The sequence below is a fragment of the Streptococcus suis YS161 genome (assembly GCF_002760245.1).
In the GTDB taxonomy this organism is placed as follows: Bacteria; Bacillota; Bacilli; order Lactobacillales; family Streptococcaceae; genus Streptococcus; species Streptococcus suis_I.
In genome coordinates this window covers 37,362-63,479 of sequence record NZ_ASCA01000056.1, presented here as the reverse complement: position 1 = coordinate 63,479, position 26,118 = coordinate 37,362, and the positions used below count along the sequence as shown (strand labels likewise).

Here is a 26,118-nt window from a genome sequence, read left to right as displayed (position 1 = left end):
TTTCTGACTATAGCCTTCTGAAAATTCTTCAGTACCACTTTAGTACCTTAAAATTCTTCATCAACTATACCATTTTTGTCAGTAAAACCTACCATAGCTGATAGGCTTTACTGAGAAAAATCTCAGCCCGAAAACGGCGACCCCGTCGGGTCGCCGAATCGGAATTGTCGAAAAGAAATTCATTAAGGTTTTTCAGGAACTTCTACTTTACCATCCAAGATAGCTTGCTTAGCATCTGCAACTGCTTTAGAAGCATCTTCTGAAAGGTTAGTTTCTGCCAATTCAACACCTTTATCTTTCAATGAGAATCGAAGTACTTGACCACCAGGGAATTCACCTGCAACAGCTTTAGTTGCAATATCTTTAACTGAAGTACCAACTTGTTTCAATGTTGAAGCCAATACAAAGTTAGAAGACTTACCATCTTTAGAAGTGTATTCACCTTCTGCTGATTGGTCACGGTCAACACCGATTACCCAAACTTTATCTGCTTCATTACGAGTTTCATTTTCTGCTTTAGCAGCAGCAAATACACCGTTACCAGTACCACCAGAAGCGTGGAAGATCACGTCTGCACCTGCAGCATATTGAGCAGCTGCAAGAGTTTGACCTTTAGCAGCATCACCAAATGAACCTGCATAGTCAATTGTAATCTTGATGTCTTTGTTTACAGACTTAGCACCCGCAACGAAACCAGCTTCAAAGCGATCGATGATAACACCTTCCATACCACCGATGAAACCTACGTGGTTTGTCTTAGTTGACTTAGCTGCAGCAACACCAGCAAGATATGATGCTTCATGGTCTGCGAAACCTACGCTGACTACATTGTCTTGATCTGGAACAACACTATCCACGATTACATAGTGTGTGTCAGGATTATTTGGTGCAACCTCAGCAATCGCACTCTCCAAGGCAAAACCAATACCGAACACAAGATTGTAACCACCAGCAACAGCTGAATCAAGGTTTGTGATATAATCTGATTCACTAGCTGATTGGAAGTAATCGTAGCCATTACCTTTAGAAAGACCAGCTGCATTACCCCATTCTTGAAGACCTTCCCATGCAGATTGGTTGAATGAACGGTCATCAACACCACCAATGTCAGTAACGATAGCAGCTTTCACAGATGTGTCCGCTGATGAAGATGCTTCTGAGCTACTGCTTTTTGAAGCACGGTTACCACATGCAGCCAAAGATACAGCCGCAACAGCTGCTAGACCAAGTCCAACAAGTTTCTTGTTCATTTCTGAACCCTCCTAAAAATCTTTTTGCAACTACATTGTTGCAGAGTAATATTGCTACAGTCAAATGACTGTCATACAGACTAGGTTAAGTCTGTAAAAGAATATGGAAGTAATTCCCCGACTGTCATCTCGACTGTCGATTTATCTTTAGCGACCAAGGTCACTTTTAAATCCTTATCAAAAAATTCTGCCATAACTTGGCGACAAGCTCCACAAGGAGATATTGGCTTTTCTGTTTCGCCATAAATAATGATTTCAGAAAAATCTTTCACACCTTCAGAAATGGCTTTGAAAATAGCTGTCCTTTCAGCGCAATTGGTCAAACCAAAGCTTGCATTTTCAATGTTTACACCCGTAAATATTTCCCCTGTCTTAGCTACAAGAACTGCACTAACTGGAAACTTTGAGTACGGTACGTATGCTTTTTGACTGTTTTTTACAGCTAATTCAATTAAATCAATAGTCTCCATCCGCCTGTGCTCCATTCATGATTGCCACGCCTGATGACGCACCAATACGAGACGCTCCTGCTTCGATAAAGGCAATGGCATCTTCATACGAACGTGCACCACCTGAAGCCTTCACTCCCATGTCAGGACCTACTGTTTTTCTCATTAAGGCAACATCCGCTACTGTGGCACCGCCTGTAGAAAATCCTGTAGATGTTTTAACATAGTCCGCACCAGCTTCTTGAGATAATTGACAAGCTTTCACTTTCTCATCATCAGTAAGAAGGCATGCTTCGATGATAACTTTGACTAGTTTATCACCACTTGCTGCTACAACAGCTTTAATATCCTCCAAAACCAAATCGTAATTTCCAGTTTTCAGAGCACCGATATTGATAACCATGTCAATCTCATCTGCTCCATTTGAAATTGCATCTTTTGTTTCGAATGCTTTTACAGCAGGTGTGTTTGCTCCGAGAGGAAAACCAATAACCGTACAAACTTTTACATCACTATCTTTCAAGCTTTCAGCTGCTAAAGCAACCCAAGTTGGGTTAACACAGACACTTGCAAAATCATATTCTTTTGCTTCTGCCAAAATCTTTTCAACCTGCTCTCGTGTTGTCTCAGGTTTCAAGATTGTATGGTCAATATATTTATTCAATTTCATGGTTTTCTCCGTATATTAAGAAATAATCTCAATGATTTCTTTCGTTTTTACACTCTCTTTATCTATTTTAACATTTTTTTTGAAAATTGTAAGCATATTTTCCGAAATATTTTCATTTGCGTAAATTGTTGCTACGTTTTCTCCTTTGGAAACTGGCTCACCAACTTTCTTATGGAACACAATTCCGGTCTCATAATCCAAATCGTCTGTCTTAACAGCCCGACCTGCTCCAATTCGCATAGCAAATAGTCCGAATTCCAAGGCCGGAAGTCCAACAATATAGCCGTCTTCATCTGCCAAGACATCTACTTGATGTGAAACCTGAACTGGACGATATAAGTCTTCTAAATCACCACCCTGAGCTACAACCATCTCTTCAAATTTCTTGAGGGCAGCTCCGTTTTCGATATGCTGGCGAACTTCTTCTACTGTCTTTTCAACATTTGCCAAACCAAGCATGATTTGAGCCAGTTCACAGATGAATTCTGTCACATCTTCTCTGCCATTGCCCTTCAGAATGTCGACAGCTTCTAGAATTTCCAAACGGTTTCCGATGGAAGTACCTACTGGCTGAGACATGTCAGTCAAAACAGCAACTGTCTTACGTCCAACCGCCTTGCCAAGGTCCACCATGGTTTGAGCTAGAACCCGCGCTTCTTCAACGGTCTTCATGAAGGCACCTTCTCCCACTGTTACATCTAGAAGAATCGCATCCGCACCTGCGGCAATTTTCTTAGACATTACCGAGCTGGCAATCAGTGGAATAATGTCAACGGTTGCTGTCACATCTCGAAGGGCATAGAGCAATTTATCAGCTTTGACAAGATTGTCTGACTGTCCGATAACTGCAACACCAGTATCTTGAACTTGCTTGATGAAATCTTCTTGACTAACTTCAATCTGGTATCCTTTGATTGACTCTAACTTATCCAAGGTTCCGCCAGTATGACCAAGTCCACGACCACTCATCTTTGCAACTGGAATATCAAAACTTGCTACCAATGGCGCTAAGATGAGTGTGACCTTATCTCCGACACCACCTGTAGAATGCTTATCTACCTTGATGCCTGGAATTGCAGACAAATCAATCTGTTCACCCGTTGCAACCATAGACATTGTCAAATCAGAAATCTCACGTGTTGACATCCCTTTGAAATAAATCGCCATCGCCAAGGCTGACATTTGATAATCCGGTACTGTCCCAGCTACATATCCATCAATCAACCATTTGATTTCTTCAGACGATAGTTCTAAGCCATCACGCTTTTTTTGAATTAAATCAACTGCTCTCATTCTCTCACACTTTCAAGGATGTAGTAACCCTTGTCTTTCTTTATAATCTGGCAGTTGCCGAACACCTCTTCCATCTTAGCCTTGGCACTCGGTGCACCTTGTTTCTTTTGAATGACAATGGTCAAGGTTCCGTTTGCCTCTAAGCGTTGAAAGGCTCCAGCAATTACTTCATGTACAACCGATTTTCCGGCCCGAATAGGTGGATTTGAAACAATATGATTGAATGTTTCGTCCACGTTTTCGTAGATATTGGATTGATAAATTTTAGCGGTAACACCATTCCTCTCAGCATTTTTTGTAGCTAAATCCAAAGCTCTGCTATTAATATCAATCAGTGTTGTCTTGGTGCTGAACACCTTAGCAAGTGTCAAACCAATTGGTCCATAACCACAACCAACATCCAACACCGATGCCCCTTTTTCAAAATGAAGGGTTTTTAAAAGCACTTGACTACCATAATCAACCATCTTCTTGCTAAAAACACCTGCATCTGTCATGAAAGACATTGGGGTGTCTAGTAAGTTTACGTGGATTTCATGAATATCATGTGCTACTGTAGGATTTTTTTCGTAATACATATTGGACATGTACTTATTATAACATTTCCTAAAAACGTTTTCAAGAGTTTTTCTTACATGAAAAATATGATAAAATGAAATCGATATTGAAACGCTTACCTATAGGAAGAATTATGTATGAAAAACGAGTTTTTAAATTTTGAACAAATTGACCGAGCCACTTGGCAACAACTACACCGTAAGACTACCATTCCACTTAGTCAAAGCGAACTAAATTCTATTAAAAGTTTTAACGACCGCATTCAATTACATGAGGTTTCTGACATCTATCTTCCTTTGGTTAATCTTATCCATATCTATCGGAAAGCACGCAAAGACCTAAATTTTACGAAGAGTTTATTTCTACAAAAGACTATCAAGCCACAACCATTTATCATTGGCGTTTCCGGAAGTGTTGCTGTCGGCAAATCAACAACTAGTAGATTGCTGCAAATTCTTATCGCTCGGACATTTAAACACGCCAAGGTTGAATTAGTGACAACAGATGGTTTTCTCCATCCAAATGCGGTCTTAGAAGAACGGCAACTGTTAAATAAAAAGGGGTTTCCTGAGTCCTATGACATGGAGAAATTGATTGATTTCCTTGATAAGATAAAAAATGGCTACGACTGCCAAATTCCTGTCTATTCACATGAAATCTATGATATTGTCCCCAACAAAACTCAGGAAATTAAGTCTCCAGATTTCTTGATTGTTGAAGGAATCAATGTATTTCAAAATCCACAAAACCAGCGCCTCTATGTCAGTGACTATTTTGACCTATCTATATACGTTGACGCTGATGTGGAGCATATTGAAACCTGGTACTTGGAGCGATTCCAAAAATTATTGACATTGGCAAAAAACGACCCTAACAACTATTACCATCGTTTTACCCAGATGACGTACCCTGAGATTCTATCTATTGCCCAGAATACTTGGAAAAATATTAATCTAGCTAACTTAGAAAAATTCATTGAACCAACCAGAAACCGTGCTGATATTATTCTTCATAAGGCCGAAAACCATGAGATTGATAAAATTTATCTAAAAAAATAAATTTCACTTGTCAAAAACACTCTTTTCAGATATAATGGTATAGTTAGTACAAGAAAGGGTGGAGGTGAAACCATTGGCAAACATTAAGTCAGCTATCAAACGCGCTGAATTGAACGTTAAACAAAACGAGAAAAACTCAGCACAAAAATCAGCTATGCGTACTGCAATCAAAGCATTTGAAGCTAACCCATCTGAAGAGCTTTTCCGTGCTGCTAGTTCAGCAATCGATAAAGCAGAAACTAAAGGTTTGATTCACAAAAACAAAGCAAGCCGCGATAAAGCACGTCTTGCATCAAAACTTGCTTAATTAAAAAAGAAACCTTTGGGTTTCCTTTTTTTTATTTTTTCCATCATAAGGAGGCGGGACAAAGTGGAACAGTTTTCCCTCGAAGAATAACATCATAAACTCGTCAACCACAAAGCCCTCACTAAGATTATACACCTAGTGAGGACTTTATGTTTGTTTTCATTATTCTGTGGGTGAGGGCGGAGCCACCATGGATGTCTTTCCCGCTCCCTATTTTTTATTATTAGGGAAGAACACGCTCCTAGAGATTCAAACTAATTCCTTAAAACCAATCTGCTAGTTCAAAAGTATAGGTTTGGTCATTATAATAGTACTGATACTCTCCTACATCGCCCAAAGCCTGAAAAATAGCATTATTTTCAGTAGAGGCCAATGTAATCATTTGTTGCATTGCTTCTGCTGTTCCGAATTGCAAGACTACTTTATCCGTACCTTGTAGTCGCTGGTCAGTGAGGGACTGTAAAACTGCAGCTTCATCAAAACTTGTGAAATAAACTCCCTTTTGAACATAGTAATTCAATGAATTATCTGTACACTTTGGATAGGTCAATGCTCTAGGTTCGTAATATTGTTCTTCTCCCCAGTAGTCGAGTAGGTCGGTATCAACAATCCTACTTCTCTCTAATATTTCATCAGGGACACATAGATAATCGTATGAAATATCTGTATGCGCTTCTCCACTTATAGCTTGATCAAAAACTGGATCTCCCCAAGTCGTATCAACACCATAGTATTGTCCATTTATCTTGACTAGATTCCAAGCATGCCCAAACTCACCGTTTTGCCCATTTTTTGCAATCCCTGTGACATAGATACAATCAATGCCTACTTTTTTACATAGATATTGGAAGGTGCGACTATAGCCAGCACAAACGGATTTCTTATCTAATAGCACACTGGTAATTCCTTGGCTTCTCCACGTGACAGAGTTGGTTTGTAGGGCTTCAAGGTCGTATTCCGTTTGCTTTATAATTACCTCGTAAAAATATTTAACCTTCTCATAGTCCGACCCTGTTGGTGCCTGAGCAAGTATCTTATTCACTTCCTCTTCTATTTTATTTCGTGTAGGAGATAAATCAGTCGGATACGCTGGCTCTTCTAAATCCAATATATCAACTCCGCCACTCATTGCCGCTTCATCTGTTAGCCAGTAAAATTCTGGATAATCATGAGCGACAGAAAAATAGACGCGCGAATATATTTCATCGTTAACAGAATCAATATCAATCACTTGCATCCGCTTGCTGAGTCCATTAACAAATTGGAGATAGACACGACGTTCCTTATCAGTATCCAATTGTTGGTAGTAGAAATTTCCTTGAACCTCTTCTTTTAATGCTGTTAATTCTGCTTCTAGTTGCTTTTTTTCTTTAGAAAATTCAATTTTAGTTGCTTCCAAACGTTCACTCAGCTCTTGTCCTCCTCCTGAACAAGCAGAAAGGACTGTCGCCGACAATAATATGGTTAAAACGCCACGAGAAACTTTCCTCATATTTACCTCCATTCTTGTTTAAGTATAACATAATTAGGAGGCTTCTGACGAACTACACAAAAAAATTAGACTAGAATTTTCCTAGCCTAATAATATTGTTTTATTTAGGTAATCCTACCTCAAAAATAGTTCCTTTCGGTTGGTTATCTCTAACAGAGATTTTCCCACCTAGTGTCTTGATAATTTGCTGAGCCAGCGATAATCCTAGACCGAAACCACCTTTTTGACGTGTTCTGGCCTTATTAACTCGATAAAAGCGATCAAAGATTTTCTTCTTATCGGCATCGCTGATTCCCAAACCATTGTCGGCAACTGTGAAGTAGACAGATTTATCCTTGATATTAGCTGTAATTTGAATTCTGCCATCATCGTCGGTGTACTTCATGGCATTGTCAAATAAAATGGTAAGCAACTGTTTAATCAGGACCTTGTCTGTTCGAATCGGCTGATGAATCAAATTATTAACTGTTAGTGTTTTTCCATTTTCTTCGGCAATCATAAGGTAATTAGCAAAGATTTCATCAAAATAGTTGGGTTGGACATCGATCATATCGACTTTTAAGCCATCATCACGACGAGCCAAATTGAGCAGGTTCGTTGTCAATAATCGCATATTTCGGACTTCTTCTAAACTAGATCCGATGCTTTCACTACTCTCTAAAATCGTCGCTTCGGGATGGCGAAATAGGCTCTCCAAGCGATTTTGGAGAACAGCCAACGGCGTACGCAACTCATGACTAGCATTTTCAACAAAGTCTTTTTGCTTTTGATAGCTAATTAGAATTGGACGCATGCTAAGATTTGATAGGTAAATACTGGCTAAGATAGAAATGAACCAAGCTGAAACCATAACAATAGCAACTGTCGATTCATAGGTCTCAATGGAGGATTTTATTTGGCTGACATTCACTAAAATTGTCGCATATTTTATATCATAGGACGAATAATAACCTAGTTCATCTGTAGCCAGCTCAATCGTCACATAGCGATAATCTTCAGACATACCGAAGCTTGATTCAACCGTTGCTTCCTTAATCTCGCCCAATTTTTCCTTATCTAACGGTAGGTCGGCCAAACCAGTAAAAGTATCCGGATTGACCATTTCTCCACTTTTACTATAGAGTAAGACATGAGTATTGATACCTAATTTCAGCTGTTCTACATCTCTAGTATTTTTTTGATTTTTAGGAACAGGCATGCTATCTGAGCTAGAGCTCGTCGTTTCTTCACTAGTTGGGCTATCTTGAAGTATAAAGACAGAGTTAGGCTCATAGGTTCTTGCGATTGCAAAACCAACAGCCATCGCTGGCTCTTCCTTAATCCGTTTCAAGGTATTATCTGAATTTTGATACATAGTTGAACGCATTAATTGAAAAATGATAGCTGTCATCAAGCCAAAAATCAGGGTAAATACTGCAAAATAACGGATAAAGAAGGAAAATTTATCCGTATACACTAATTTTCTGATTCGCTTAGGCATTTTTTAGAATGTACCCGACACTACGCAGGGTTTGAAGATTTTCCCCAAAGGTCGTTCCTTTCAACTTTTTCCTAATTTTAGAAACATATACTTCTACTACTGAAATAGTAGTGTCACTGTCAAATCCCCAAATACGGTCAAAAATTTGAGTTTTTGGTAAGATAACATTTTGATTTTGCAAGAAGTAGACTAGTAGATCGAATTCTTTTCCTAGCAATTCAACTTCTTCGCCATTTACAGTTGTGGAGTTTGTCGATAAGTCAACAGTCACGTCTCCAAAAATTAGTGTGTTTTCATTAAACTTGCCCGCTCGTTTTAATAGAGCTTGAATTCGCATCTTCAATTCTTCTAAATAAAACGGTTTTGTCAAGTAGTCATCAGCTCCCAATTCAAAACCATGGCCTTTATCCTCTAGACTTTCCTTGGCTGTTGTAATCAGAACAGGGGTCGTAACACCTTTTTCACGTAACTCTTTCAAAACTTGGAAGCCATCTTTTTCAGGCAACATCAAATCCAAAAGAATCAAATCATAAACGCCTGTTTCCGCCTCATAAACGCCCTCTTCGCCATCAAAAACCTGCATAACATCCGCAAAATCATCTAAGAAATCGAAAACAGAATTTGATAGGCTTAAATCATCTTCCACTAACAATATTTTAATCATCATATACTCCTTACGTTTCGGTTTAATAAACAAACCAAAGACCTGGACACAGGGCATGGTCTTTAATAGAAATGGTTAGATAAAGTCCCACGTGACCATCTAAAAATGAATGATCGGGTAGGCTTTATCTGACTATTTATTGATACGTGTTCATTATATCATGGAACAAGTAGAAACCAAAATCTCAATGTTTATTGATTAGAAGAACTACTATCCCCTGAAATTTGATCTTTAATTTCTTGATTCTTCTCTTTTAAAGCATTCACTTCATCAGAAGAAGTACTCGAGTTTGACTGGGTTGCTCCACTTGTTGCATCAGGAGGGGTTGTACCTTGGCTAGGGTCTCCTTGACCTGGTGGCATGCCTTGGCTAGCTCCACCTTGGCCTGGTGGCATACCTTGGCTAGTTCCACCCTGACCTGGTGGCATGTCTTGGGGAGCTCCACCTTGACCTGGTGGCATACCTTGGGTATTCGCAGATGCGGCTACCTGTCCATTCGTTATTGCAGAATTATTTTGCGCCAAACTTGCCTGACTTTGTGTTGAAACTCCTGTTGAGCTTTTCGAAATACTCATTCCCCCTGCAAAGCCCAAGGTAGCAGCCGAAATAGCAACTGCAGCTAGTACTGTTTTTGACTGTGACTTAAATTGATTAATAAATGACATGAAATTCCTCTTTTCAATGGAATATTATCAGAATGAGGCCCACTAAATAACTCCTCTTTACCTGATGATAATAGTATAGTATTAAAAACTTAAACCAAGCTAAAGAAGTTCAGCATTTTTATAAAGGTTTATTACATAAAAAAGAAGCCCTCTCGGACTTCTGAATTACAACTCTGTAATATCACCTGTGCGTAGATAAACAACCCACTCACAAATATTTTTAGCATAATCACCGACACGTTCCAAGTAGGTTAAAACTTGGTAATAGTCGCGACCAGCAACCAAGGATTCTGGATTCTTTTTGATTTCTTCTGTTGTTAATTCTTGGATACTTGAATAAAACTCATTAACAACCTCATCACGAGCAGCTACTTCATATGCGACTTCCAAATCCGCATCACCAAGATAAAGCTCCAAAGTTTCTTCAACAAGTTTTCGAACTTCGCGGCCCATCTTCTTCACTTCATCTTCAACTACTGGAATACGGACTTCGCCTTTCATACGAATAGCAGCTTTTGCGATTGAAACTGCGTGGTCTCCCATACGTTCTAAGTCACTTGTTGCTTTCAAGACAGTGATTACACGACGTAAATCTGTAGAAACTGGTTGTTGCAAAGCAATAATTTCTAAAGATTTCTTTTCGAGTTTAATTTCAAAATCATTGATTTTTTTATCTGCTTCGATCACTTCTTTCGCCAATTCACGATCATGAGTTGTAAAGGCACGAACAGCATTATTAATTTGAGCCAAAACTTCATTTCCCATCGCGTAAAATTGGTTGTGGAGTTTTCCTAATTCTTCTTCAAACTGCGCTCTTAACATATAAACCTCTTTTCTTTTTAACAGGATTAACCAAACTTACCTGTAATATAATCTTCTGTCTCTTTGTTTGCAGGGTTCATGAACATTTCTTTTGTAGAATTGTATTCGATTAAATCTCCATCTAAGAAGAAACCAGTTCTATCTGAAATACGAGACGCTTGCTGCATTGAACGTGTTACCAATACCATGGTGTACTTATCCTTCAAACCATACAAGGTATCTTCAATCTTACCAGCTGAGATAGGGTCAAGTGCTGATGTTGGCTCATCCAACAAGATAATTTTAGGACTAGTAGCCAAGACACGCGCTACACAGACACGTTGCTGCTGACCACCTGAAAGTCCAACTGCTGAGTCATGCAAGCGATCTTTGACCTCGTTCCAAATAGATGCACCAATCAAGGAACGCTCAACTGCTTCGTCCAAGACCTGCTTATCCTTGATACCGTTAATACGTAAACCATAAACGACATTCTCGTAGATAGACATCGGGAATGGGTTCGGTTGTTGGAAAACCATACCGATTTCCTTACGAAGATCTACCGTATCTGTTCGAGGACTGTAAATATTTTTCCCATTGTAATCAATAGCACCAGTCAAGGTCACTTCTGGGTTCAAATCGCCCATGCGGTTAATAGCACGCAAGAGAGTTGACTTACCAGAACCTGACGGACCAATCAAGGCTGTAATTTCATTTGGATAGAAATCAATTGAAACACTATTCAAGGCCTTTTTCTTATTGTAGTAAACAGATAAATCTTTTACTTGTAAAATAGGTGATGTCATAGTTTTCCTTTCTATCCAAAGTGACCAGAAACGTAGTCATTGGTTGACTTGAGTTTTGCATTTTGGAAGATATTCGCTGTCTTGTCGTACTCAATCAAGTCGCCAAGATAGAAGAAAGCTGTATAATCACTTGCACGAGCCGCTTGTTGCATGTTGTGCGTAACGATGATAATGGTGTAGTCTTTCTTCAACTCAAACATGGTTTCTTCCAATTGCATGGTTGCTATTGGGTCCAAGGCTGAAGCAGGTTCATCCATGAGCAAGATTTGTGGTTTCACAGAAATCGCACGTGCTATACACAAACGTTGCTGTTGTCCACCTGACAAGGTAAAGGCTGACTTATGCAAATCATCTTTCACCTGATCCCAGAGGGCTGCTTGTTTAAGAGAAGTTTCAACGATCTCATCCAAAACTTTTTTATCTTTCACACCTGCACGCTCATGGGCAAAGGTGATGTTGCGATAAATTGATTTTGCAAATGGGTTGGGACGTTGAAATACCATTCCGATATGCTTACGAATTTCGTAAACGTTCATGTCTGGTCTATTGATGTCGATTCCTTCATAAAGAATTTGACCGGTTACCTTAGCAATATCAATAGTATCATTCATACGATTAAGACTGCGAAGATAGGTTGATTTCCCACACCCTGATGGTCCAATCAAGGCTGTAATTTTATTTTTTTCGAACTGCATATCAATGCCCTTGATTGCTTCATTTTTACCATAGTAAACATGAACATCTTTTGTCGAAAGGGCGATATTCTCCTCTGGAAAAGTAATGATATGGCGTTCATTCCAGTTGTAATCTGCCATTTTTTCTCCTTATAAGTCAGACTTCTAGGCTGCTGAAGTCATTTTCGCATGAAGTTTCTTACCGATATAACGGGCAGAAAGGTTGAAAATCAAGATGAAGACCAAGAGGATGGCTGCTGAACCAGCTGACACTTGAGTTGCATCTGGAATTGTACCTTCGCTGTTTACCTTCCAGATGTGAACCGCAAGGGTTTCTGATTGACGGAAGATAGAAATCGGACTAGTAATGCTCAATGGATTCCAGTTTGACCAGTCAAGAGCTGGAGCTGACTGACCAGCCGTGTAGATAAGAGCTGCTGCCTCACCGAAGATACGACCAGATGCCAAGACGATACCTGTTACAATCCCTGGAAGTGCTTCTGGAATAACAACATGGAGAACAGTTTCCCAACGTGATAGACCAAGAGCCAATCCTGCTTCACGTTGTGTATGGTGAACGTGACGAAGGCTGTCCTCTACGTTACGTGTCATCTGTGGTAAGTTGAAGACTGTAAGAGCCAAGGCACCTGATAAGATAGAAAAACCGTACTCAAACTGAACAACGAAAATCAAGTAACCAAACAAACCAACGACAACGGACGGTAGGGATGATAAAATCTCAATACAGGTACGGATAAAGTTAGTCAATGGACCTTTTTTAGCATATTCAGCCAGATAAATACCTGCACCGGTTGACAAGGGAACAGAAATTAAGAGCGTTACAACCAATAGGAAGAATGAGTTGTAGAGCTGAATTCCAATACCACCACCAGCTTTGTAAGACGAAGATTTACTTGTCAAAAAATCCCAGCTTACATGTGGCAGACCACGTAGCAAGATGTAAAGAATCAGTGATGTCAAGATAACGACAATCACACCAGCGATGGAGTAAAGAATACCAGTCGCCAATTTATCAAATTTTTTAGCGTGCATAGTTTTTCTTACCCTCTCTCGTAATAAATTTCATAATCATGTTAAAGATAAGGCTCATCAAGAGCAAGACTAGGGCCAAGGACCATAGGACGTTGTTCTGAACAGTTCCCATAACCGTATTACCGATACCCATTGTCAAAACAGAAGTCAAAGTCGCTGCTGGCGTTGTCAAGGAAGTCGGGATAATCGCAGAGTTCCCCACTACCATCTGAATAGCCAAGGCTTCACCAAAGGCACGCGCCATACCAAAGATAACGGCCGTAAAAATACCTGGCTTAGCCGCGTTCAAAATAACACGCCAAATCGTCTGCCAGCGAGTTGCACCCATTGCCAAACTTGCTTCGCGGTAGTGACGAGGTACTGCACGCAAACTGTCAACCGTCATAAAGGTTACTGTTGGCAAAATCATAACGAAAAGTACAAATACACCCGACAAGATACCAAAACCTGTTCCACCGAAGATTGAACGTACAAATGGCACAACTACTTGCAAACCAATGAAACCATATACAACCGATGGAATACCAACCAAAAGTTCGATAACCGGTTGTAAGATTTTTGCACCACGTTTTGGTGATATTTCTGTCATGAAGACCGCTGCACCGATTGCGATAGGGGTCGCAACAACAGCTGACAGAATCGTAACAATGAAAGAACCTGAAATCATTGGCAGGGCACCAAATATTTTCGAGCTTGGTTCCCACTTGCTTCCAAATAAGAAATCAGTGATGCTCACACCGTCAACAAAGAAAGTCGATAATCCACGCTGCGCAACGAAAATCAAAATCATTGCAACAATAAAGACAATCAATGATAGACAAAGGAATGTAATTACCTTACCAAACTTCTCTAATCGAGAGTTTTTAGATGGAGACGATAACTCTTTTGCTAGTTGTTCGTTTTTCATGCTTACTCCTTCTCAGACACCGTGCCATCAGCACTTTTCACAACTTTCATATCGTTGATAGAAATGTATCCCATACTTTCAACGACACCATTTTGAACTTCATCTGACATCATGTAATCTAAAAATTCTTCTGTCAAATCAGTCGCTTTTCCCATCGTATACATATGCTCATAGGACCAAATTGGCCAATCATTTGTTGCTACATTTTCAGCAGTTGGTTCAAAACCGTTTAACTTAATTGTTTTAACGGAATCATCTAGATAAGCAAATGATAGGTAGGAAATTGCACCTGGTGTCTGAGCAACAATAGATTTTACCATACCGTTAGAATCTTGTTCTTGACTCTGAGCTGCGGTTTGTCCATCCATGATAACACTATCAAAGGTCGCACGTGAACCTGAACTAGCTGCACGGTTGATGATTGAAATCTCCAAATCCTTACCACCCAGTTCTTTCCAGTTGGTAATCTCACCAGTGAAAATCTTACGAAGATCTTCTGTGGTAATATTATCAACTGTGACTTTTTCATTAACAATCACAGCAAGACCTGCAACGGCAACTTGATGGTCTACCAATTTGCTGGCATCAATCCCCTCTTTTTCCTCAGCAAATACGTCAGAGTTACCAATCTGAACAGCTCCAGACTGAACTTGTGACAAGCCAGTACCTGATCCACCGCCCTGAACGTTGACGGATTTACCGATATTGACACTACCAAATTCATCTGCTGCTGCCTCAACAAGCGGTTGAAGCGCTGTCGAACCTACGGCTGTAATAGACTCTCCTCGATCGATCCAAGAAGAACAACCTGAAAGAGCCATACTACTCAAAAGAAACAAAGCTGCAATTCCAAGCTTCTGCTTTTTTTTCATTTCGTTTTTTCCTTTACATTTTTCAGTGGAATCTCCTAAAATTAACTCTGTGTTTTACATAGAATTTACAAGTTATTTCCACTCATCCACTATATCATATAAAAAGACAAGTTGCAAAAAAAATCTGCTGATTTATTTTAAAATCTCAACCCTTTTGGAAAGCCGTTTTTAAGCGTTCCAGATACAATTTTTGCGAAACCAAGACCGTTCCCCTGAACTGCTACCTGATACCAGCCATTAGCTAAATCCTTGGACACAGCTATTGTATGTCCAGCAGTATAGGACGAGAATTCTTCTGAGCTGATTTCCACTCGATTTTTAACCTCCGAACTATGGAGTGCTAGACCTAAAGCAAAACTTGGTTCAAATCTTTTTTTCTTATACGTCCCCAAGTGAAGACCATTTCGAGCAATCTTTACTTTTGACAAATCAGGAAGGCCGTGTGGCAGTAGGTAGAGATTGTCCCCAAAAACCTGCAGTAAACCATCCAATTGAACCCTTAAATGCTTCTGTTCAAATTCTTTCCAGAGAGCTTGCTGTTCTTTATTCAAATTGGATTTTCCTGGTTTTAATTTTTTCTGACTGGATTCTCCTAGAAATCTAAATTTGGCAACGAACTGACCTTCTCCTGCAAAATGGTGGGGATACATACGAGCAACTTCTGGATAACCGACTCCTTCTACCATTCCATTGATTTTAGGAATGTCTATTAGTTCCAAATCATACTGTTCTAAGAGCCACGTCACTACTTCTTCATTTTCCTCTGGTGACCAAGTGCAAGTAGAATAAATCAATTGACCACCTGGAGCCAACATGTTCAAGGCCGATTCTAAAATTTCACGCTGTAAGCTTGCACATTGTGCTGGATAATGTTTGGACCAATATTGAATCGCATCGGGGTCTTTTCGAAACATCCCTTCACCTGAACAGGGAGCGTCTAGGACAATCATATCGAAATATCCTGGAAAGACCTTTTCCAAGCGGTCTGCTGATTCATTTGTTACAACAACATTTCTCGCTCCGAAACGCTCAATATTTTCAGCCAATATTTTTGCTCGTTTGTTAGAAATTTCATTACTAACCAAGAGCCCCGTATTTTCTAAGTATGAAAGCAAGTGAGTAGACTTTCCTCCTGGCGCTGCTGCCAAGTCCAAGACTTTCATCCCTTTTTCCGGGGCTGCAATCTGACCGACAACCTGTGCAGCTGGCTCTTGTGAGTAGACTAAGCCAGTTACATGTTCTGGAGACTTCCCTGAAATCTTACCATAGTATGACCAAGTCATATTAGGGATTGGTTGCTCAAAGTCCAATTGGCTTTCTTTAAGAGGATTTGTGCGAAATCCTGAGATTGCGTCTTGTTCAAAACTCTCAAAAAATGCTTGGGCTTCACTACCAAGCAAATGATTATATTTATCTATAAAATCCTGTGGTAATTGCATTAGAATATATACCCCTTCACTTCCTCAAGATGGGATTCTGATACTAGCATGACAAACTCTCGCTTATCATAGGCCAGACTCGGACCATCAAAACTTAACATGACTAAGCCTAAAGAGGAACCAATAATACTGGCTGCTGCGTAGTCCCATGGACACAGATAAGAAGCATAGGCAAATAATCTTCCTTCCAGAACGTGGGCGAAACCAATTCCAGCACTTCCTACAGATCTTGTACCTAAACTTTGATTTGCTAATTCTGCCACTCCATGTGCATTGGCTGCATACAACTTTGCATTGATTCCTATCAAACTCTGGCGAAGAGGGCGCAGCTCTGGTTTCTTTAAGCGTTCTTGATTGCAATAAACAGGGAATGAATCTCCTCCATGGAAAAGTTTGTCTCGCATGACATCATAAATGATACCAAACTTTCCTACTCCATTTTCAAAATAGGCAATCATAATGGCAAAATCAGTTTTCTGAGCAATAAAATTTGTGGTGCCATCAATTGGATCAATAACCCAAACATTTCCCTCATGAATAGAAGAAACGTCTCCACCTTCCTCACCTAAAATCCCATCACCTTGATAGCGAGATTGAATCTGTTGAGTCAGCATTTCTTGCACTTGTTTATCAAGGTGTGTTACCAAGTCTGTAAAGTCACCTTTTTCTTCAATCTGAAGATCATCATGTAAATGCTGTCGGAGAAAATTTCCAGCTTCCAGGACAATCATTTGGGCAAAGTGATACTTAGTTTCCAAAACGAATAACTCCTTTCCCTTTATCTCGAGCAGCCTTAACAACTCGATAGGTTGAATAACCAGAAACTGCTTCAAAGTCACGATCAATTTGACGTTCCTGTCCCTTACTTTTAACAACATCTTTGAAGCTTTTATAACTAGCTAATATAGCTACCGCATCTGCTCCTTTTTCATAAGCTGCCTCCACCTGATTCAAAAAAGAAAGCACGGAGGAAATCTCCTCTGTGCTCCACGAAAAATCAAGTGGATATGAATAATTTTTGTTCATATCAGTTATCTTTCTTATCCTATTTCTGCTCTCAATGTAGCATTTTTTAGTTCTTGTTTGCGATACTTCCGCGGAAGAAATGCACGAATTTCATCTTCGTTAAAACCAATCTGCATCCGTTTTTCGTCCAAAATAATCGGACGTCGTAAAAGACTCGGATAGGTTTCAATTAACCCAATAAGCTGCTTCACAGAAAGCTCATCAACATCAATATCTAGTTTCTGAAAAACTTTTGAACGGGTAGAAATCAAGTCATCTGTCCCATTTTCTGTCAATGCTAAAATGTTCTTTAATTCCTCAGCAGTTAGAGGGCTAGTCATAATATTGTGCTCAATAAAAGGGACTTCGTGACTTGTCAGCCAAGCACGAGCTTTACGACAACTGGTACAACTCGGTGACAAAAATAAAGTAATCATGTCTTCCATCCCCTCTAAAAACATTTTTCTTCTTATAGTATACTCTAACTTAAAAGAGTTTTCAATAGTAAATCTAATCTCTTCCCTGTAATTTTTCCAAAGATTCTATTTTTTTCTCTAAGCGTAGCAATATTTCGTGTTGTTCATCAATTTTTGCCATCAAGGTATCCAACTTCGTTTCACGCTCTGTTTCAGAGAAAAAACGAGTTATTGTAGAGGTAACCATACCAAAAGTACAAATACCAACCAACATCAAGAGGATGGCTATAATTTTAGAAATCGTATCTTGGGGGACAATATCTCCGTACCCTACAGTTGTCATCGTTACAATGGACCACCAAAGTGCATCAAAGAATGATTTCCCTTCAATCACTGATAGTAAGACACTTGCAACTAGAACCGCTGAGATATTTAACATCAACACTTTGGATAAACTGTTGGTATGCAATAGCTTGTTGATTGTATCCCAAAATCGATTAGACAGGGCAAATATTCTCGTTACTTTGACTAATCTGAAGAGTCGTGCAAGTCTTCCCAAGCGAAGAAAACTGAAGAATAAATCGAATGGAATAATAGCAATTAATTCTAAGATATGGTCCTGTACATATTCAAGTATGTCATCCGCATAATAAAGCTGAGCAAAATAATCGCAGACAAAAACAAACCATAAGAGCAAGTCTAGTACCCGATACCCACTAGAATTAGCAATATTAGCATCCATCAACTCAAGTACGATAAGAAATACATAGACTACAGCTATGTAGGTCATAGCCTTCTCATAAAAAGGATGACGAATCAATCGTTTAAGCATATTTCTCCCATTGCAAGGCAAATTCCTCATCAGATTTCATCTGCTCCATCAAACCTTCAATCCCATCAAATTTAACCATATCTCGAATTTTTTCAAGCCAAAAAATAGTTATTTTTTCTCCGTAGATAAAGCGGTCAAACCCAAAAATATGAGCTTCTATCCGCATCTCCGTTCCATCAAAGGTCACATTTTTCCCAACGCTTGTCATAGCTCGATAGCGTTTTCCATCTACTTCAACATCAGCGACATAGACTCCCTCAGATGGTAAATGGACACGGTCAAAAGGAGCCAGATTTGCAGTCGGATAACCAATAGTGCGCCCTCTGGCATCTCCATGAACAACAATACCTTCTGTCATAAATGGATAACCTAAAAGTTGATTAGCTAGAGAGACATCCCCTGACTGGATAGCTTGGCGAATGCGAGTTGAAGAAACTTTCTCTCCGCCCAGGCTCACTTCACTTACAATTTCTACCTGACCATCAAATAACTCTGTCAAATCTTTGACATCTGCTCTGCAATTTCCAAAATGATAATCGAAACCTGCCACTAAGACTTGTGCGTTCAACCCCTTGATGTAGCGTTCTAAAAACTGCTGAGGAGTATTGCTTGCAAACTCACTGGTAAAATCTGTCAAAACCAGCTGGTCTACACCGTATTGCTCCAACAAGTGGTAACGCTGATCTTGACTGGTCAAATGCAGTAAAAGTTCTGGGCTAAAGCGAGAAAAAGCCAATCGAGGTGACTCTGGAAAGGTCAGAACAGTTACTGTCAATCCTTTTTCATCTGCAACTTGTCTAGCACGGTCTAAGAGGGCCTTATGCCCCAAATGAATCCCATCAAAGTAGCCTAGTACTAAAACCGTCGGCTCCTCTTGATTCAATTCACTATAATCTTTAATTGTTCTAATGTTCATGTTTTCTATTTTATCACAGTTATTGAGAAATTTCTTAGACCAAAACCTTGCTCGGTTTATACAGCTGGTCGCGTTTTTCAAAAATAGCAATCAACTGACCATCATAAAAGCCTGCTAAGCGCTCTGCTTCTGCATCCAATTCTACAAATCGACCAAATGTAGCATCTTGCACCTGCTCTTCTTTCAATTCTACAACAGGTAAATCTCCGATACCACGTTCAATAGGTTGGAGAAATGAAAAATTATTTTCAGCTACCAGCGAAGAAATTTCTTCCAAAGTTAAGGCATCCGCTAGGTCCATTCCTGCTGAACCAGTTCGTTCCAACTTAGACATGTGGCTGGCGTAGCCTAACTTAGCCCCTAAGTCAACAGAAAGAGTACGGACGTAGGTGCCCTTTCCACAACGAACTCGGAAGGTAAATCGTGCACAATCATCTGCCAATTCAATAGGACTTGTACGTTCAAAACTATATATATCAATTTGGCGTTGGGGACGTTCGACTTCTTCACCCGCCCGTGCGTACTCATAGAGCTTGCGGCCATTTACTTTGACGGCGGAATACATAGGCGGAATCTGGGTAATGGTCCCGACAAAACTAGCCATAGCCTCATCAACTACCTGCTCTGCTATGTCCAAAACCGGTGTCCGCTCGACCGTATCGCCCGATGCATCTTCGGTCGTGGTCAAGTAGCCGAGGGTAATCTCCCCCTCGTAAATCTTACCCTCTTCCTGCATATACTCAATCATGCGAGTGGCCTTGCCGACTGCAATTGGCAGAACCCCAGTCACATCTGGATCTAGCGTCCCACCGTGTCCAATCTTCTTCTCCTGCAGAATCTTTCGGAGTTTAAAAACTGCATCATGCGAGGTCATCCCCGCCTCTTTTTTTAAATTAATAATTCCTGAAATCATGTTCTCATTATAACACAAAGGACCGCTCTTGTGGGCGGTCTGGTAACAATCACTCATCGTAAAAACGATAGCTACCAAAAGTTGTTCCAATCAACTGTTCAATCTCCTTATGAACACGTCTCATGGTTTCAGAAAGTACTGCATCACGCGGAACTGCTTCATCAATCCCTTCCTCAGCCTCTTCATCATAGCCATACGAAAATACCAATGGGGCATCATGATACCCTTTATCACCTAATTTTAGTGTAGGCCACTCCAACAGCTTAATTTCTTTCAAAAATTCTCTAAATTTTTTTGCCTTGCTGATACGAATAGGGATATATTCCAGTTCATTTTCAACTTTTCCTTCTTTATCAACATGCTGTATCAAATAGTCGTGTTCATTTAGACTAACTGCTACTTCTACACTTCTTCCCTCAATATAATCTGCTCTGAAGATAATTAAATCTATATTCTCATATATGCGTTCAAATTGTTTCATTTTCTTTCCTTTCACAATTACATACAAGATTTTCTAAATATCCCGATGAAAATCGCTGTCAATTTCAAAAAATGGTTGGATATTTTGGACGTATTCCAAGACGCCCTGAAACTCTCCCTGGTCATCACGCACGGCCTTATAGACCACATAGACAAACTTGCCCATACTCTCGGACTTGAACCACATGGTCACCTGGTCTTTTTGCCCTGTGCGGAGCAATTCAAAAATCTTCTTGACCTTGTCTAAGATTTTGGGTGGATGGCAGAGCTCCACATGCCGTCCTATCTGGCTTGGCGTCCGCTTGAAAATCATGTCTTCTACAGGGTGGCTGTCATTATAATATTGGAAAATATCGTCCTTGTTGACAAAAGTGAGTTCCAGCGGTAAATGGTTGAGAATGAGATTGGCCTGCTCGACAGACAAGTAGCCATTACCAAAGGTCTGAGGACTGGTCCTGTCCTGAACAGATTCTGATTTCTTTTTCGGTGTGAAGGTAATGGTAAACTGGCCTTCTGGCGTATCGATAATCTGCTGGTTTGGTCCAGCTGGCTGCGGAGTAAGACTGTCAGCTGCCTGCTTTGCTATTTCCCCAAAAGTCTCCCGATGAGGTACCCACTTGACTGTCGGCTTGACGATGGCGTAGCCGTAGGCGTCGCTGTCCTCTGCCACTTGGAGCCAGTCGTCCTGGGTGAAAATCTCCAGCAAAATCATGAGGAGAATAGCTTCCTCCTTGAAAATCATCTCCTCGAATTCCTTGGCGAAGCTTTCAAAGTGAGTACGTGTCGCAGCTAGGTCGCCTCCTTCAAGAGCCTTGCGGGCCGTCTTAAAGAGGTCGCGAATCTCGTCGTCCACGCCCCACATGACCTTAGGCGGTGCATCGTGACCGTAGCGTTCCATGATTGGAAAAAAGATCTTTTCCTTGCGGGTATAGTGGTTTTCAAACTGACCGAGGAGGCCAAACTGGCGTGTCAAACCTTGCTGGAGCTGATCTTGTAGTTCCGCATCTTCTGTCTGCTCATACTGGTCAAGGATACGGCGGATGCGTAGGAGAGCCGCCCGCAATGCTAGGTTTTCCTGCTTGAAGACATAGACTGGGTGTCCTTCCTGGTCCATATCCGCCACCTCCACATCTGCAATGGCTCCTTTGAAAAGATTGGCGTGGATATTGCAGAGGCTCATGACGTCTTCAAAAGTGATGCCTGTGTCGCTGGACATGAGTTCATGCTCCATCATGGAGATTTCCAGGGCAGAAACTCCCGTGAAATGCTGATTAAACTGGTCCTGAACAGACTCTGGGCTAGCACCATTGTGCAGGTCCAAGAGAATATTCTTCAAAATATCAATCCGTTGTTCCGTCATTATTCTCCTCCTATTACCTCATAGCCGTTGCATTCCAAGACCTGTTGAATACGGTCTAGTGGAATTTTGGTCATCTTGGAGCCTGTTTTAAGACTGGTCACCTTACCAACGGTGTTGAGCATGGCTGGATTAGCCAAGGGCTTGAAACCAAGCTCCACCAGAATCTCCTTGACTTCTGGGTGCTGGTGGATAATCTCTGCAACAGGCAGATTTAGGTCGATGGTGTTCATTAAAAATTCCTCTTAAAAAATTGCTTGATGGCTTGAGCCAATTCCGCTGGTTTATGAACATTTAATTCATGTCCTCCGCCCTCTATGATAACCAGCTCAGCCTGTAGTATTAATTTGTTCAGTTCATGTGCAGGTTTCAGATTGGGTTTGTCCGTTGAGCCACAGATTAGCAAGGTGGGCCGACTGAGTTGACTAATTTCTTTCCTTAAATCAAGGCGACGCATACTTTTCTGCAATGCTAATAACTGTGCCTTATCTAGCCCCTGCTTACGATAAAAGGGCTTGGGAAGCAAGGACATAATCACGATTTGAAGACCAAACAACCAATTCCCCTCTAAGCGATACTGGGCCCCTGAAACAACCAGCCCTCGGCACTTAGGCAAGTGATTGGCTAGTGACAAAGCCAATACACCACCTAAAGATAGGCCAAAGAGTACAAAAGATTCCCTTTCCTGTTGCAGTCTTTCCAGTAAAAGACTGCAAAGGCGTTCAAAATTCTTTGCCTTGGGCAATTCCAACACATCAACCTCAAAATCGGTCAAAGAGTTTTTCAAGTCATCGTAACTGGCCACAGTCTGACCTAGACCATGTAAAATAATGAGTTTCATCTGATTTTCTCCCGTATTTGCCTCATCTGCTCTTCAACAAATCGTTTTGCTAACTGCTTATCAATTACTGCCTCTAATCGTTCTCCATTGTAAACTGCTAGAGTATCTTCTAGCAGAGTTTGGTAAATAGGATGACAAACTGTAAGTTCCCACACCCCACCTTCTCTTTTGGATAGAATGATATTTTCATCAAGGTAGGCAAGAGTTCGACAGAGATTTTATACCACGTCAACAGATTGTTCCAAGACCTTATTGTCATAATCTTGAATGTCAAACCAAATACTGTTCAAGTAATCATCTCGCCTTGGCTCTTCAAACAGTTGTTGTATAGCTGGACCATACAAAACAACTCCTCTATGCCAGATAACCATAATATGTGCAGTTAAATCTTCATCTCTTCCACGAATATTATAACAATATTTTTCTATGTTTTCATGTATAGCTTGAATATGCATATTTGAAAAATGTAATTCGTAAGGGACAGGATAATTACATGATTTAAGACTATCTTTCAATATAACACTCATCTCCAATCCTTTAGGAGGGGATTTGGGTAATAAGGCATATAGAGATTGAATAATTCCTATTTTCTCTGTCTGTGTTAAGGAATGTTCAACAACTACTAGAAAATCTACATCGCTGGTTTCCCAAGTAAAACTATTCAATGCAAGCGAACCATGCAGATAGATACCAACTAGATTTTTTCCTAATTCATTTTGAAATATGATAGAAATTTCATTCAGTAATTCATGAATATCATTCTCTCGCATCTTTCAACGCCTCAAACTTAGCTTTCATGGTTGGGTTATTGCGGGTTAGTTTTTTGACGGAGACATCGTCTAGTTTATTATTGGCTAGACGAAGCTGGTTTTCGCTGGTGGTCAGGGCTGCCTTGACAGCTTCCATTCGCTTGATTGCCTTGTCGATTTCATCAATAGCCTTTTGGAAATTGTTGCTGGCCGATTGATAGTTTTTTGCAAAAGCATTCTTGAAAATTTCCAAATCTTCTTCAAAATGAGTAATATCGATATTCTGCTCCTTAACCAAGGCTAACTCCTGCTTGTATTGCAGACTATTAAGCGCAGCATTTCGTAAAATTCCGATTAATTGGATAAAGAACTGTGGTCGGATAACATACATCTTCTCATATTCATGACTAACATCCACAATCCCTGTATTGTAATAGTCATTGTCCGCCTCTAGCATGCTGACTAATACAGCATATTCGCATTTTTTCTCCCGACGGTCCTTATCCAACTCCTTAAAGAAATCAGCATTTTTATGCTTGATCTTGGTCGTATCTGCCTCGTTTTTCATTTCGAACATGATGGAAATAAATTCCAAGCCCGACTCGTCAAAATCACGGAAGATGAAATCTCCTTTTGAACCGGACGCTGATACTTCGTTGTCCTTCGCAAATTTGGCACGTGGAAAAGCATAGGAACGAACCTTGTTAAACTCCGCCTCAGCAAACTGCTCCAAGCTCTCTCCAATTGCCTTAGTAGACTGCTGGACCTTGAAATTTTTGTAAAATTCCACCTGCTCATCCGCCGCCTTGAGCCGTACTTCGTACTCCTGACGAGTGGTCGCCAGGGCTAACTCTTGCTTTTGTTCCTGCAAAACCAAAGCATTTTGTGCCGCATCCCGCTCTTTTTCCACCTGAGCTACCGCCTGCTGCAACTCCAAGTCCTTGGCAAGACCGATTTGCCCCAACTGAGCCTTAAGCTCTTGGATTTCTTGGTCTTTTTGGGAAATAGCAGAGCTGATTTCCAGTTCCGTCTGACTAGCAAATTTATCAAGTTTTGCGGTCAGTTCCAGAATCTCCTTGTCCTTATCACTCAATCTAGCCTGCAAATCATTTTCAGCCTTCTGGCTTAATAATTCTCGTTCCCGCTCCAATCGTTCATGGATTTCCTTGTCAAACTCCGCACCACGCACCTGGGCTAAAAGCTGACTATATTCTGTTTCATTGACCTGAAAGGCCGTCCCACAATGGGGGCAAGTAATTTGATGCATATGCTCTCACTTTCTTCTTTTCAAATAAGATATTAATTTATGTAAAACCGTAGCTACTCCCAGCGCCAATAAAAAATAAAAGAAACGAACCGCATTTCTAGCATCTGGAAGTGATAGAGCCCAAAGGACAAAAATCGTTATGGCAGTCGGCCATCTCCATCCTCAGGTCATCTTCCGTTTGATAAACCATTCCATCCAATCTTCATTAGAATTTAATCGTGTTTCGTAATATTCTTCTTTCAGTTGTTCCCACCACTTTTTCATAACAGCCTCCTTTCAAATCACAAACCTTCTAATTCAAGCTCCAGAAAAGTCCTCCACTTTTCCTGCAAGGGTTGACGTACAGGCGACTCCTGACCTTCTAAGACTTTTTTGATACATTCATTTTGCACCAACCATCCTGTCATGTCTTTTTGAGCATTGGCAAATTCATTACCAAAATCTTCTGGAATTCGTTCTTCAAAAGTAATCAAGGTCTGATTTTCTAGCTGAGACAGTGTAAATGAAACTGTTGCTGAATCCCACGTGTAGGCAATTTTCTCATTTTTTCGGTATTCCAGTAAATCCATGGTTTCATGGAAGTCTTCCATTTCAAATACCAACTTGTCGCCCTCCACCCTCAACTGCGGAAACCAGCGGACAAAACCACTATCTGTCGCCAACAAGTCCCAAGCTTCTGCCAAACTAGCTGGAACAGGGTAGGAAATAGTTAACAGATACATCTCGGACTCTTTCTGAACACTAATCTTCATACCATAACTCCTCTTCTATTCCCCTATTATACCAAAAAATACTGGTCCATAACCGATATTTCCATTGTCTCTATTCATTAAGCATAATCAAGCATGAGTGCTATTCATTCCAAAGGATCGAAAAACGGTATCTTGAAATCTGAATTATTTTT

31 protein-coding genes and 2 pseudogenes are annotated in these 26,118 nt (G+C 40.4%); 2 read left to right on the top strand and 31 right to left on the bottom strand.

Annotation, left to right across the window (positions count from 1 at the left end; all coding sequences use genetic code 11):
* Positions 1-182: 182 nt before the first annotated feature.
* The 5 genes from SST111_RS07530 to SST111_RS07510 all read right to left on the bottom strand — a co-directional run bounded on the left by SST111_RS07530 (position 183) and on the right by SST111_RS07510 (position 4,249).
* Positions 183-1,250, bottom strand: a complete 1,068-nt coding sequence (locus SST111_RS07530) for a BMP family lipoprotein (RefSeq protein ID WP_024397718.1) — start codon at positions 1,248-1,250, stop codon at positions 183-185.
* An 80-nt stretch (positions 1,251-1,330) separates the two neighbouring features.
* Positions 1,331-1,720 carry a cytidine deaminase gene (locus tag SST111_RS07525; RefSeq protein WP_002940839.1) on the bottom strand — a complete coding sequence of 130 codons (390 nt, stop codon included), beginning with the start codon at positions 1,718-1,720 and terminating at the stop codon, positions 1,331-1,333.
* On the bottom strand, positions 1,707-2,369 hold the full coding sequence (deoC, locus tag SST111_RS07520) for a deoxyribose-phosphate aldolase (RefSeq protein ID WP_099810524.1): 663 nt from the start codon (positions 2,367-2,369) through the stop codon (positions 1,707-1,709). The genes SST111_RS07525 and deoC overlap by 14 nt, the downstream gene beginning before the upstream one ends.
* A 15-nt stretch (positions 2,370-2,384) precedes the next feature.
* Positions 2,385-3,662, bottom strand: coding sequence for a pyrimidine-nucleoside phosphorylase (locus tag SST111_RS07515; protein WP_099810523.1), 1,278 nt, complete (start codon positions 3,660-3,662; stop codon positions 2,385-2,387).
* Positions 3,659-4,249, bottom strand: a complete 591-nt coding sequence (locus SST111_RS07510) for a class I SAM-dependent methyltransferase (RefSeq protein WP_024376492.1) — start codon at positions 4,247-4,249, stop codon at positions 3,659-3,661. Before SST111_RS07510 ends, SST111_RS07515 begins: the two co-directional genes overlap by 4 nt.
* A 108-nt stretch (positions 4,250-4,357) precedes the next feature.
* Between SST111_RS07510 and coaA the strand changes: the two genes are divergently transcribed.
* On the top strand, positions 4,358-5,278 hold the full coding sequence (gene coaA, locus SST111_RS07505) for a type I pantothenate kinase (protein WP_002935283.1): 921 nt from the start codon (positions 4,358-4,360) through the stop codon (positions 5,276-5,278).
* 58 nt (positions 5,279-5,336) lie between these two features.
* Positions 5,337-5,585 carry a 30S ribosomal protein S20 gene (gene rpsT, locus SST111_RS07500; protein WP_012027069.1) on the top strand — a complete coding sequence of 83 codons (249 nt, stop codon included), beginning with the start codon at positions 5,337-5,339 and terminating at the stop codon, positions 5,583-5,585.
* Positions 5,586-5,847: 262 nt separating this feature from the next.
* On the opposite strand, the gene SST111_RS07495 is transcribed toward rpsT, so the two are convergent.
* The 26 genes and pseudogenes from SST111_RS07495 to SST111_RS07365 form a co-directional block, all read right to left on the bottom strand.
* The gene (locus tag SST111_RS07495) at positions 5,848-7,077 is read right to left on the bottom strand and encodes a transglutaminase domain-containing protein (protein WP_099810522.1); all 1,230 of its coding nucleotides are present in this window, start codon (positions 7,075-7,077) and stop codon (positions 5,848-5,850) included.
* Between the two features lie 100 nt (positions 7,078-7,177).
* Complete coding sequence (locus SST111_RS07490) at positions 7,178-8,557, bottom strand: sensor histidine kinase (RefSeq protein WP_099810521.1); 1,380 nt, start codon at positions 8,555-8,557, stop codon at positions 7,178-7,180.
* Complete coding sequence (locus SST111_RS07485) at positions 8,550-9,221, bottom strand: response regulator transcription factor (protein WP_029186691.1); 672 nt, start codon at positions 9,219-9,221, stop codon at positions 8,550-8,552. Before SST111_RS07485 ends, SST111_RS07490 begins: the two co-directional genes overlap by 8 nt.
* 191 nt (positions 9,222-9,412) lie before the next feature.
* A complete protein-coding gene (locus tag SST111_RS07480) occupies positions 9,413-9,886 on the bottom strand; it encodes a hypothetical protein (protein WP_099810520.1) in 474 nt (157 codons plus the stop codon).
* 165 nt (positions 9,887-10,051) lie between these two features.
* Positions 10,052-10,708 (bottom strand): phosphate signaling complex protein PhoU, encoded by a 657-nt coding sequence (gene phoU / locus SST111_RS07475; RefSeq protein WP_099810519.1) that lies wholly within the window; start codon positions 10,706-10,708, stop codon positions 10,052-10,054.
* Positions 10,709-10,734: 26 nt separating this feature from the next.
* Positions 10,735-11,493 (bottom strand): phosphate ABC transporter ATP-binding protein PstB, encoded by a 759-nt coding sequence (pstB, locus tag SST111_RS07470; RefSeq protein WP_099810518.1) that lies wholly within the window; start codon positions 11,491-11,493, stop codon positions 10,735-10,737.
* Between the two features lie 11 nt (positions 11,494-11,504).
* Complete coding sequence (gene pstB / locus SST111_RS07465; protein ID WP_029173634.1) at positions 11,505-12,308, bottom strand: phosphate ABC transporter ATP-binding protein PstB; 804 nt, start codon at positions 12,306-12,308, stop codon at positions 11,505-11,507.
* A 24-nt stretch (positions 12,309-12,332) separates the two neighbouring features.
* Complete coding sequence (gene pstA, locus SST111_RS07460) at positions 12,333-13,220, bottom strand: phosphate ABC transporter permease PstA (protein ID WP_044688965.1); 888 nt, start codon at positions 13,218-13,220, stop codon at positions 12,333-12,335.
* Entirely contained in the window at positions 13,210-14,127 is a 918-nt protein-coding gene (gene pstC, locus SST111_RS07455) for a phosphate ABC transporter permease subunit PstC (RefSeq protein WP_099810517.1), read from the bottom strand. The genes pstA and pstC overlap by 11 nt, the downstream gene beginning before the upstream one ends.
* A 2-nt stretch (positions 14,128-14,129) precedes the next feature.
* Entirely contained in the window at positions 14,130-14,999 is an 870-nt protein-coding gene (locus SST111_RS07450) for a phosphate ABC transporter substrate-binding protein PstS family protein (protein ID WP_099810516.1), read from the bottom strand.
* Between the two features lie 137 nt (positions 15,000-15,136).
* Positions 15,137-16,438, bottom strand: coding sequence for an RsmF rRNA methyltransferase first C-terminal domain-containing protein (locus SST111_RS07445; RefSeq protein ID WP_099810515.1), 1,302 nt, complete (start codon positions 16,436-16,438; stop codon positions 15,137-15,139).
* Positions 16,438-17,196, bottom strand: coding sequence for an inositol monophosphatase family protein (locus tag SST111_RS07440; protein ID WP_029174705.1), 759 nt, complete (start codon positions 17,194-17,196; stop codon positions 16,438-16,440). The genes SST111_RS07445 and SST111_RS07440 overlap by 1 nt, the downstream gene beginning before the upstream one ends.
* Entirely contained in the window at positions 17,186-17,464 is a 279-nt protein-coding gene (locus tag SST111_RS07435) for a UPF0223 family protein (protein ID WP_024379624.1), read from the bottom strand. The genes SST111_RS07440 and SST111_RS07435 overlap by 11 nt, the downstream gene beginning before the upstream one ends.
* Positions 17,465-17,478: 14 nt before the next feature.
* Positions 17,479-17,880, bottom strand: coding sequence for a Spx/MgsR family RNA polymerase-binding regulatory protein (locus tag SST111_RS07430; RefSeq protein WP_009909989.1), 402 nt, complete (start codon positions 17,878-17,880; stop codon positions 17,479-17,481).
* Positions 17,881-17,953: 73 nt separating this feature from the next.
* Positions 17,954-18,691 carry a potassium channel family protein gene (locus SST111_RS07425; RefSeq protein WP_099810514.1) on the bottom strand — a complete coding sequence of 246 codons (738 nt, stop codon included), beginning with the start codon at positions 18,689-18,691 and terminating at the stop codon, positions 17,954-17,956.
* Positions 18,684-19,607, bottom strand: a complete 924-nt coding sequence (locus tag SST111_RS07420; RefSeq protein WP_099810513.1) for a bifunctional riboflavin kinase/FAD synthetase — start codon at positions 19,605-19,607, stop codon at positions 18,684-18,686. The genes SST111_RS07425 and SST111_RS07420 overlap by 8 nt, the downstream gene beginning before the upstream one ends.
* 34 nt (positions 19,608-19,641) lie before the next feature.
* Positions 19,642-20,517: a tRNA pseudouridine(55) synthase TruB gene (truB, locus tag SST111_RS07415; RefSeq protein WP_180274040.1), complete on the bottom strand. Its 876-nt coding sequence runs from the start codon at positions 20,515-20,517 to the stop codon at positions 19,642-19,644.
* A gap of 52 nt (positions 20,518-20,569) precedes the next feature.
* Positions 20,570-21,001 carry a hypothetical protein gene (locus SST111_RS12435; RefSeq protein WP_257211820.1) on the bottom strand — a complete coding sequence of 144 codons (432 nt, stop codon included), beginning with the start codon at positions 20,999-21,001 and terminating at the stop codon, positions 20,570-20,572.
* A 33-nt stretch (positions 21,002-21,034) separates the two neighbouring features.
* Positions 21,035-22,360: a DUF438 domain-containing protein gene (locus SST111_RS07400; RefSeq protein WP_099810511.1), complete on the bottom strand. Its 1,326-nt coding sequence runs from the start codon at positions 22,358-22,360 to the stop codon at positions 21,035-21,037.
* A complete protein-coding gene (locus SST111_RS07395) occupies positions 22,360-22,590 on the bottom strand; it encodes a DUF1858 domain-containing protein (RefSeq protein WP_099810510.1) in 231 nt (76 codons plus the stop codon). The genes SST111_RS07400 and SST111_RS07395 overlap by 1 nt, the downstream gene beginning before the upstream one ends.
* Complete coding sequence (locus tag SST111_RS07390; protein WP_099810509.1) at positions 22,590-23,198, bottom strand: alpha/beta fold hydrolase; 609 nt, start codon at positions 23,196-23,198, stop codon at positions 22,590-22,592. Before SST111_RS07390 ends, SST111_RS07395 begins: the two co-directional genes overlap by 1 nt.
* Positions 23,195-23,404: pseudogene (locus SST111_RS07385) on the bottom strand (aminoglycoside adenylyltransferase domain-containing protein); the annotation flags it as partial. The gene SST111_RS07390 and the pseudogene SST111_RS07385, both read right to left, overlap by 4 nt.
* 12 nt (positions 23,405-23,416) lie before the next feature.
* The gene (locus SST111_RS07380) at positions 23,417-23,968 is read right to left on the bottom strand and encodes a nucleotidyltransferase domain-containing protein (RefSeq protein WP_099810507.1); all 552 of its coding nucleotides are present in this window, start codon (positions 23,966-23,968) and stop codon (positions 23,417-23,419) included.
* Positions 23,955-25,214 (bottom strand): DUF2130 domain-containing protein, encoded by a 1,260-nt coding sequence (locus tag SST111_RS07375; RefSeq protein ID WP_099810506.1) that lies wholly within the window; start codon positions 25,212-25,214, stop codon positions 23,955-23,957. Before SST111_RS07375 ends, SST111_RS07380 begins: the two co-directional genes overlap by 14 nt.
* 6 nt (positions 25,215-25,220) lie before the next feature.
* A pseudogene (locus SST111_RS12580) lies at positions 25,221-25,478 on the bottom strand (hypothetical protein).
* A gap of 17 nt (positions 25,479-25,495) precedes the next feature.
* Positions 25,496-25,966 carry an SRPBCC domain-containing protein gene (locus tag SST111_RS07365; RefSeq protein WP_099810505.1) on the bottom strand — a complete coding sequence of 157 codons (471 nt, stop codon included), beginning with the start codon at positions 25,964-25,966 and terminating at the stop codon, positions 25,496-25,498.
* Positions 25,967-26,118: the final 152 nt, after the last annotated feature.

What these genes read in the sequence shown, in the direction of transcription:
- SST111_RS07530 (WP_024397718.1), bottom strand. Translation starts at nt 1,250, where the DNA reads ATGAACAAGAAACTTGTTGGACTTGGTCTAGCAGCTGTTGCGGCTGTA.
- SST111_RS07525 (WP_002940839.1), bottom strand. Translation starts at nt 1,720, where the DNA reads ATGGAGACTATTGATTTAATTGAATTAGCTGTAAAAAACAGTCAAAAA.
- deoC (WP_099810524.1), bottom strand. Translation starts at nt 2,369, where the DNA reads ATGAAATTGAATAAATATATTGACCATACAATCTTGAAACCTGAGACA.
- SST111_RS07515 (WP_099810523.1), bottom strand. Translation starts at nt 3,662, where the DNA reads ATGAGAGCAGTTGATTTAATTCAAAAAAAGCGTGATGGCTTAGAACTA.
- SST111_RS07510 (WP_024376492.1), bottom strand. Translation starts at nt 4,249, where the DNA reads ATGTCCAATATGTATTACGAAAAAAATCCTACAGTAGCACATGATATT.
- coaA (WP_002935283.1), top strand. Translation starts at nt 4,358, where the DNA reads ATGAAAAACGAGTTTTTAAATTTTGAACAAATTGACCGAGCCACTTGG.
- SST111_RS07495 (WP_099810522.1), bottom strand. Translation starts at nt 7,077, where the DNA reads ATGAGGAAAGTTTCTCGTGGCGTTTTAACCATATTATTGTCGGCGACA.
- SST111_RS07490 (WP_099810521.1), bottom strand. Translation starts at nt 8,557, where the DNA reads ATGCCTAAGCGAATCAGAAAATTAGTGTATACGGATAAATTTTCCTTC.
- SST111_RS07485 (WP_029186691.1), bottom strand. Translation starts at nt 9,221, where the DNA reads ATGATTAAAATATTGTTAGTGGAAGATGATTTAAGCCTATCAAATTCT.
- SST111_RS07480 (WP_099810520.1), bottom strand. Translation starts at nt 9,886, where the DNA reads ATGTCATTTATTAATCAATTTAAGTCACAGTCAAAAACAGTACTAGCT.
- phoU (WP_099810519.1), bottom strand. Translation starts at nt 10,708, where the DNA reads ATGTTAAGAGCGCAGTTTGAAGAAGAATTAGGAAAACTCCACAACCAA.
- pstB (WP_099810518.1), bottom strand. Translation starts at nt 11,493, where the DNA reads ATGACATCACCTATTTTACAAGTAAAAGATTTATCTGTTTACTACAAT.
- pstB (WP_029173634.1), bottom strand. Translation starts at nt 12,308, where the DNA reads ATGGCAGATTACAACTGGAATGAACGCCATATCATTACTTTTCCAGAG.
- pstA (WP_044688965.1), bottom strand. Translation starts at nt 13,220, where the DNA reads ATGCACGCTAAAAAATTTGATAAATTGGCGACTGGTATTCTTTACTCC.
- pstC (WP_099810517.1), bottom strand. Translation starts at nt 14,127, where the DNA reads ATGAAAAACGAACAACTAGCAAAAGAGTTATCGTCTCCATCTAAAAAC.
- SST111_RS07450 (WP_099810516.1), bottom strand. Translation starts at nt 14,999, where the DNA reads ATGAAAAAAAAGCAGAAGCTTGGAATTGCAGCTTTGTTTCTTTTGAGT.
- SST111_RS07445 (WP_099810515.1), bottom strand. Translation starts at nt 16,438, where the DNA reads ATGCAATTACCACAGGATTTTATAGATAAATATAATCATTTGCTTGGT.
- SST111_RS07435 (WP_024379624.1), bottom strand. Translation starts at nt 17,464, where the DNA reads ATGAACAAAAATTATTCATATCCACTTGATTTTTCGTGGAGCACAGAG.
- SST111_RS07430 (WP_009909989.1), bottom strand. Translation starts at nt 17,880, where the DNA reads ATGATTACTTTATTTTTGTCACCGAGTTGTACCAGTTGTCGTAAAGCT.
- SST111_RS07425 (WP_099810514.1), bottom strand. Translation starts at nt 18,691, where the DNA reads ATGCTTAAACGATTGATTCGTCATCCTTTTTATGAGAAGGCTATGACC.
- SST111_RS07420 (WP_099810513.1), bottom strand. Translation starts at nt 19,607, where the DNA reads ATGAACATTAGAACAATTAAAGATTATAGTGAATTGAATCAAGAGGAG.
- SST111_RS12435 (WP_257211820.1), bottom strand. Translation starts at nt 21,001, where the DNA reads ATGAAACAATTTGAACGCATATATGAGAATATAGATTTAATTATCTTC.
- SST111_RS07400 (WP_099810511.1), bottom strand. Translation starts at nt 22,360, where the DNA reads ATGACGGAACAACGGATTGATATTTTGAAGAATATTCTCTTGGACCTG.
- SST111_RS07395 (WP_099810510.1), bottom strand. Translation starts at nt 22,590, where the DNA reads ATGAACACCATCGACCTAAATCTGCCTGTTGCAGAGATTATCCACCAG.
- SST111_RS07390 (WP_099810509.1), bottom strand. Translation starts at nt 23,198, where the DNA reads ATGAAACTCATTATTTTACATGGTCTAGGTCAGACTGTGGCCAGTTAC.
- SST111_RS07380 (WP_099810507.1), bottom strand. Translation starts at nt 23,968, where the DNA reads ATGCGAGAGAATGATATTCATGAATTACTGAATGAAATTTCTATCATA.
- SST111_RS07375 (WP_099810506.1), bottom strand. Translation starts at nt 25,214, where the DNA reads ATGCATCAAATTACTTGCCCCCATTGTGGGACGGCCTTTCAGGTCAAT.
- SST111_RS07365 (WP_099810505.1), bottom strand. Translation starts at nt 25,966, where the DNA reads ATGAAGATTAGTGTTCAGAAAGAGTCCGAGATGTATCTGTTAACTATT.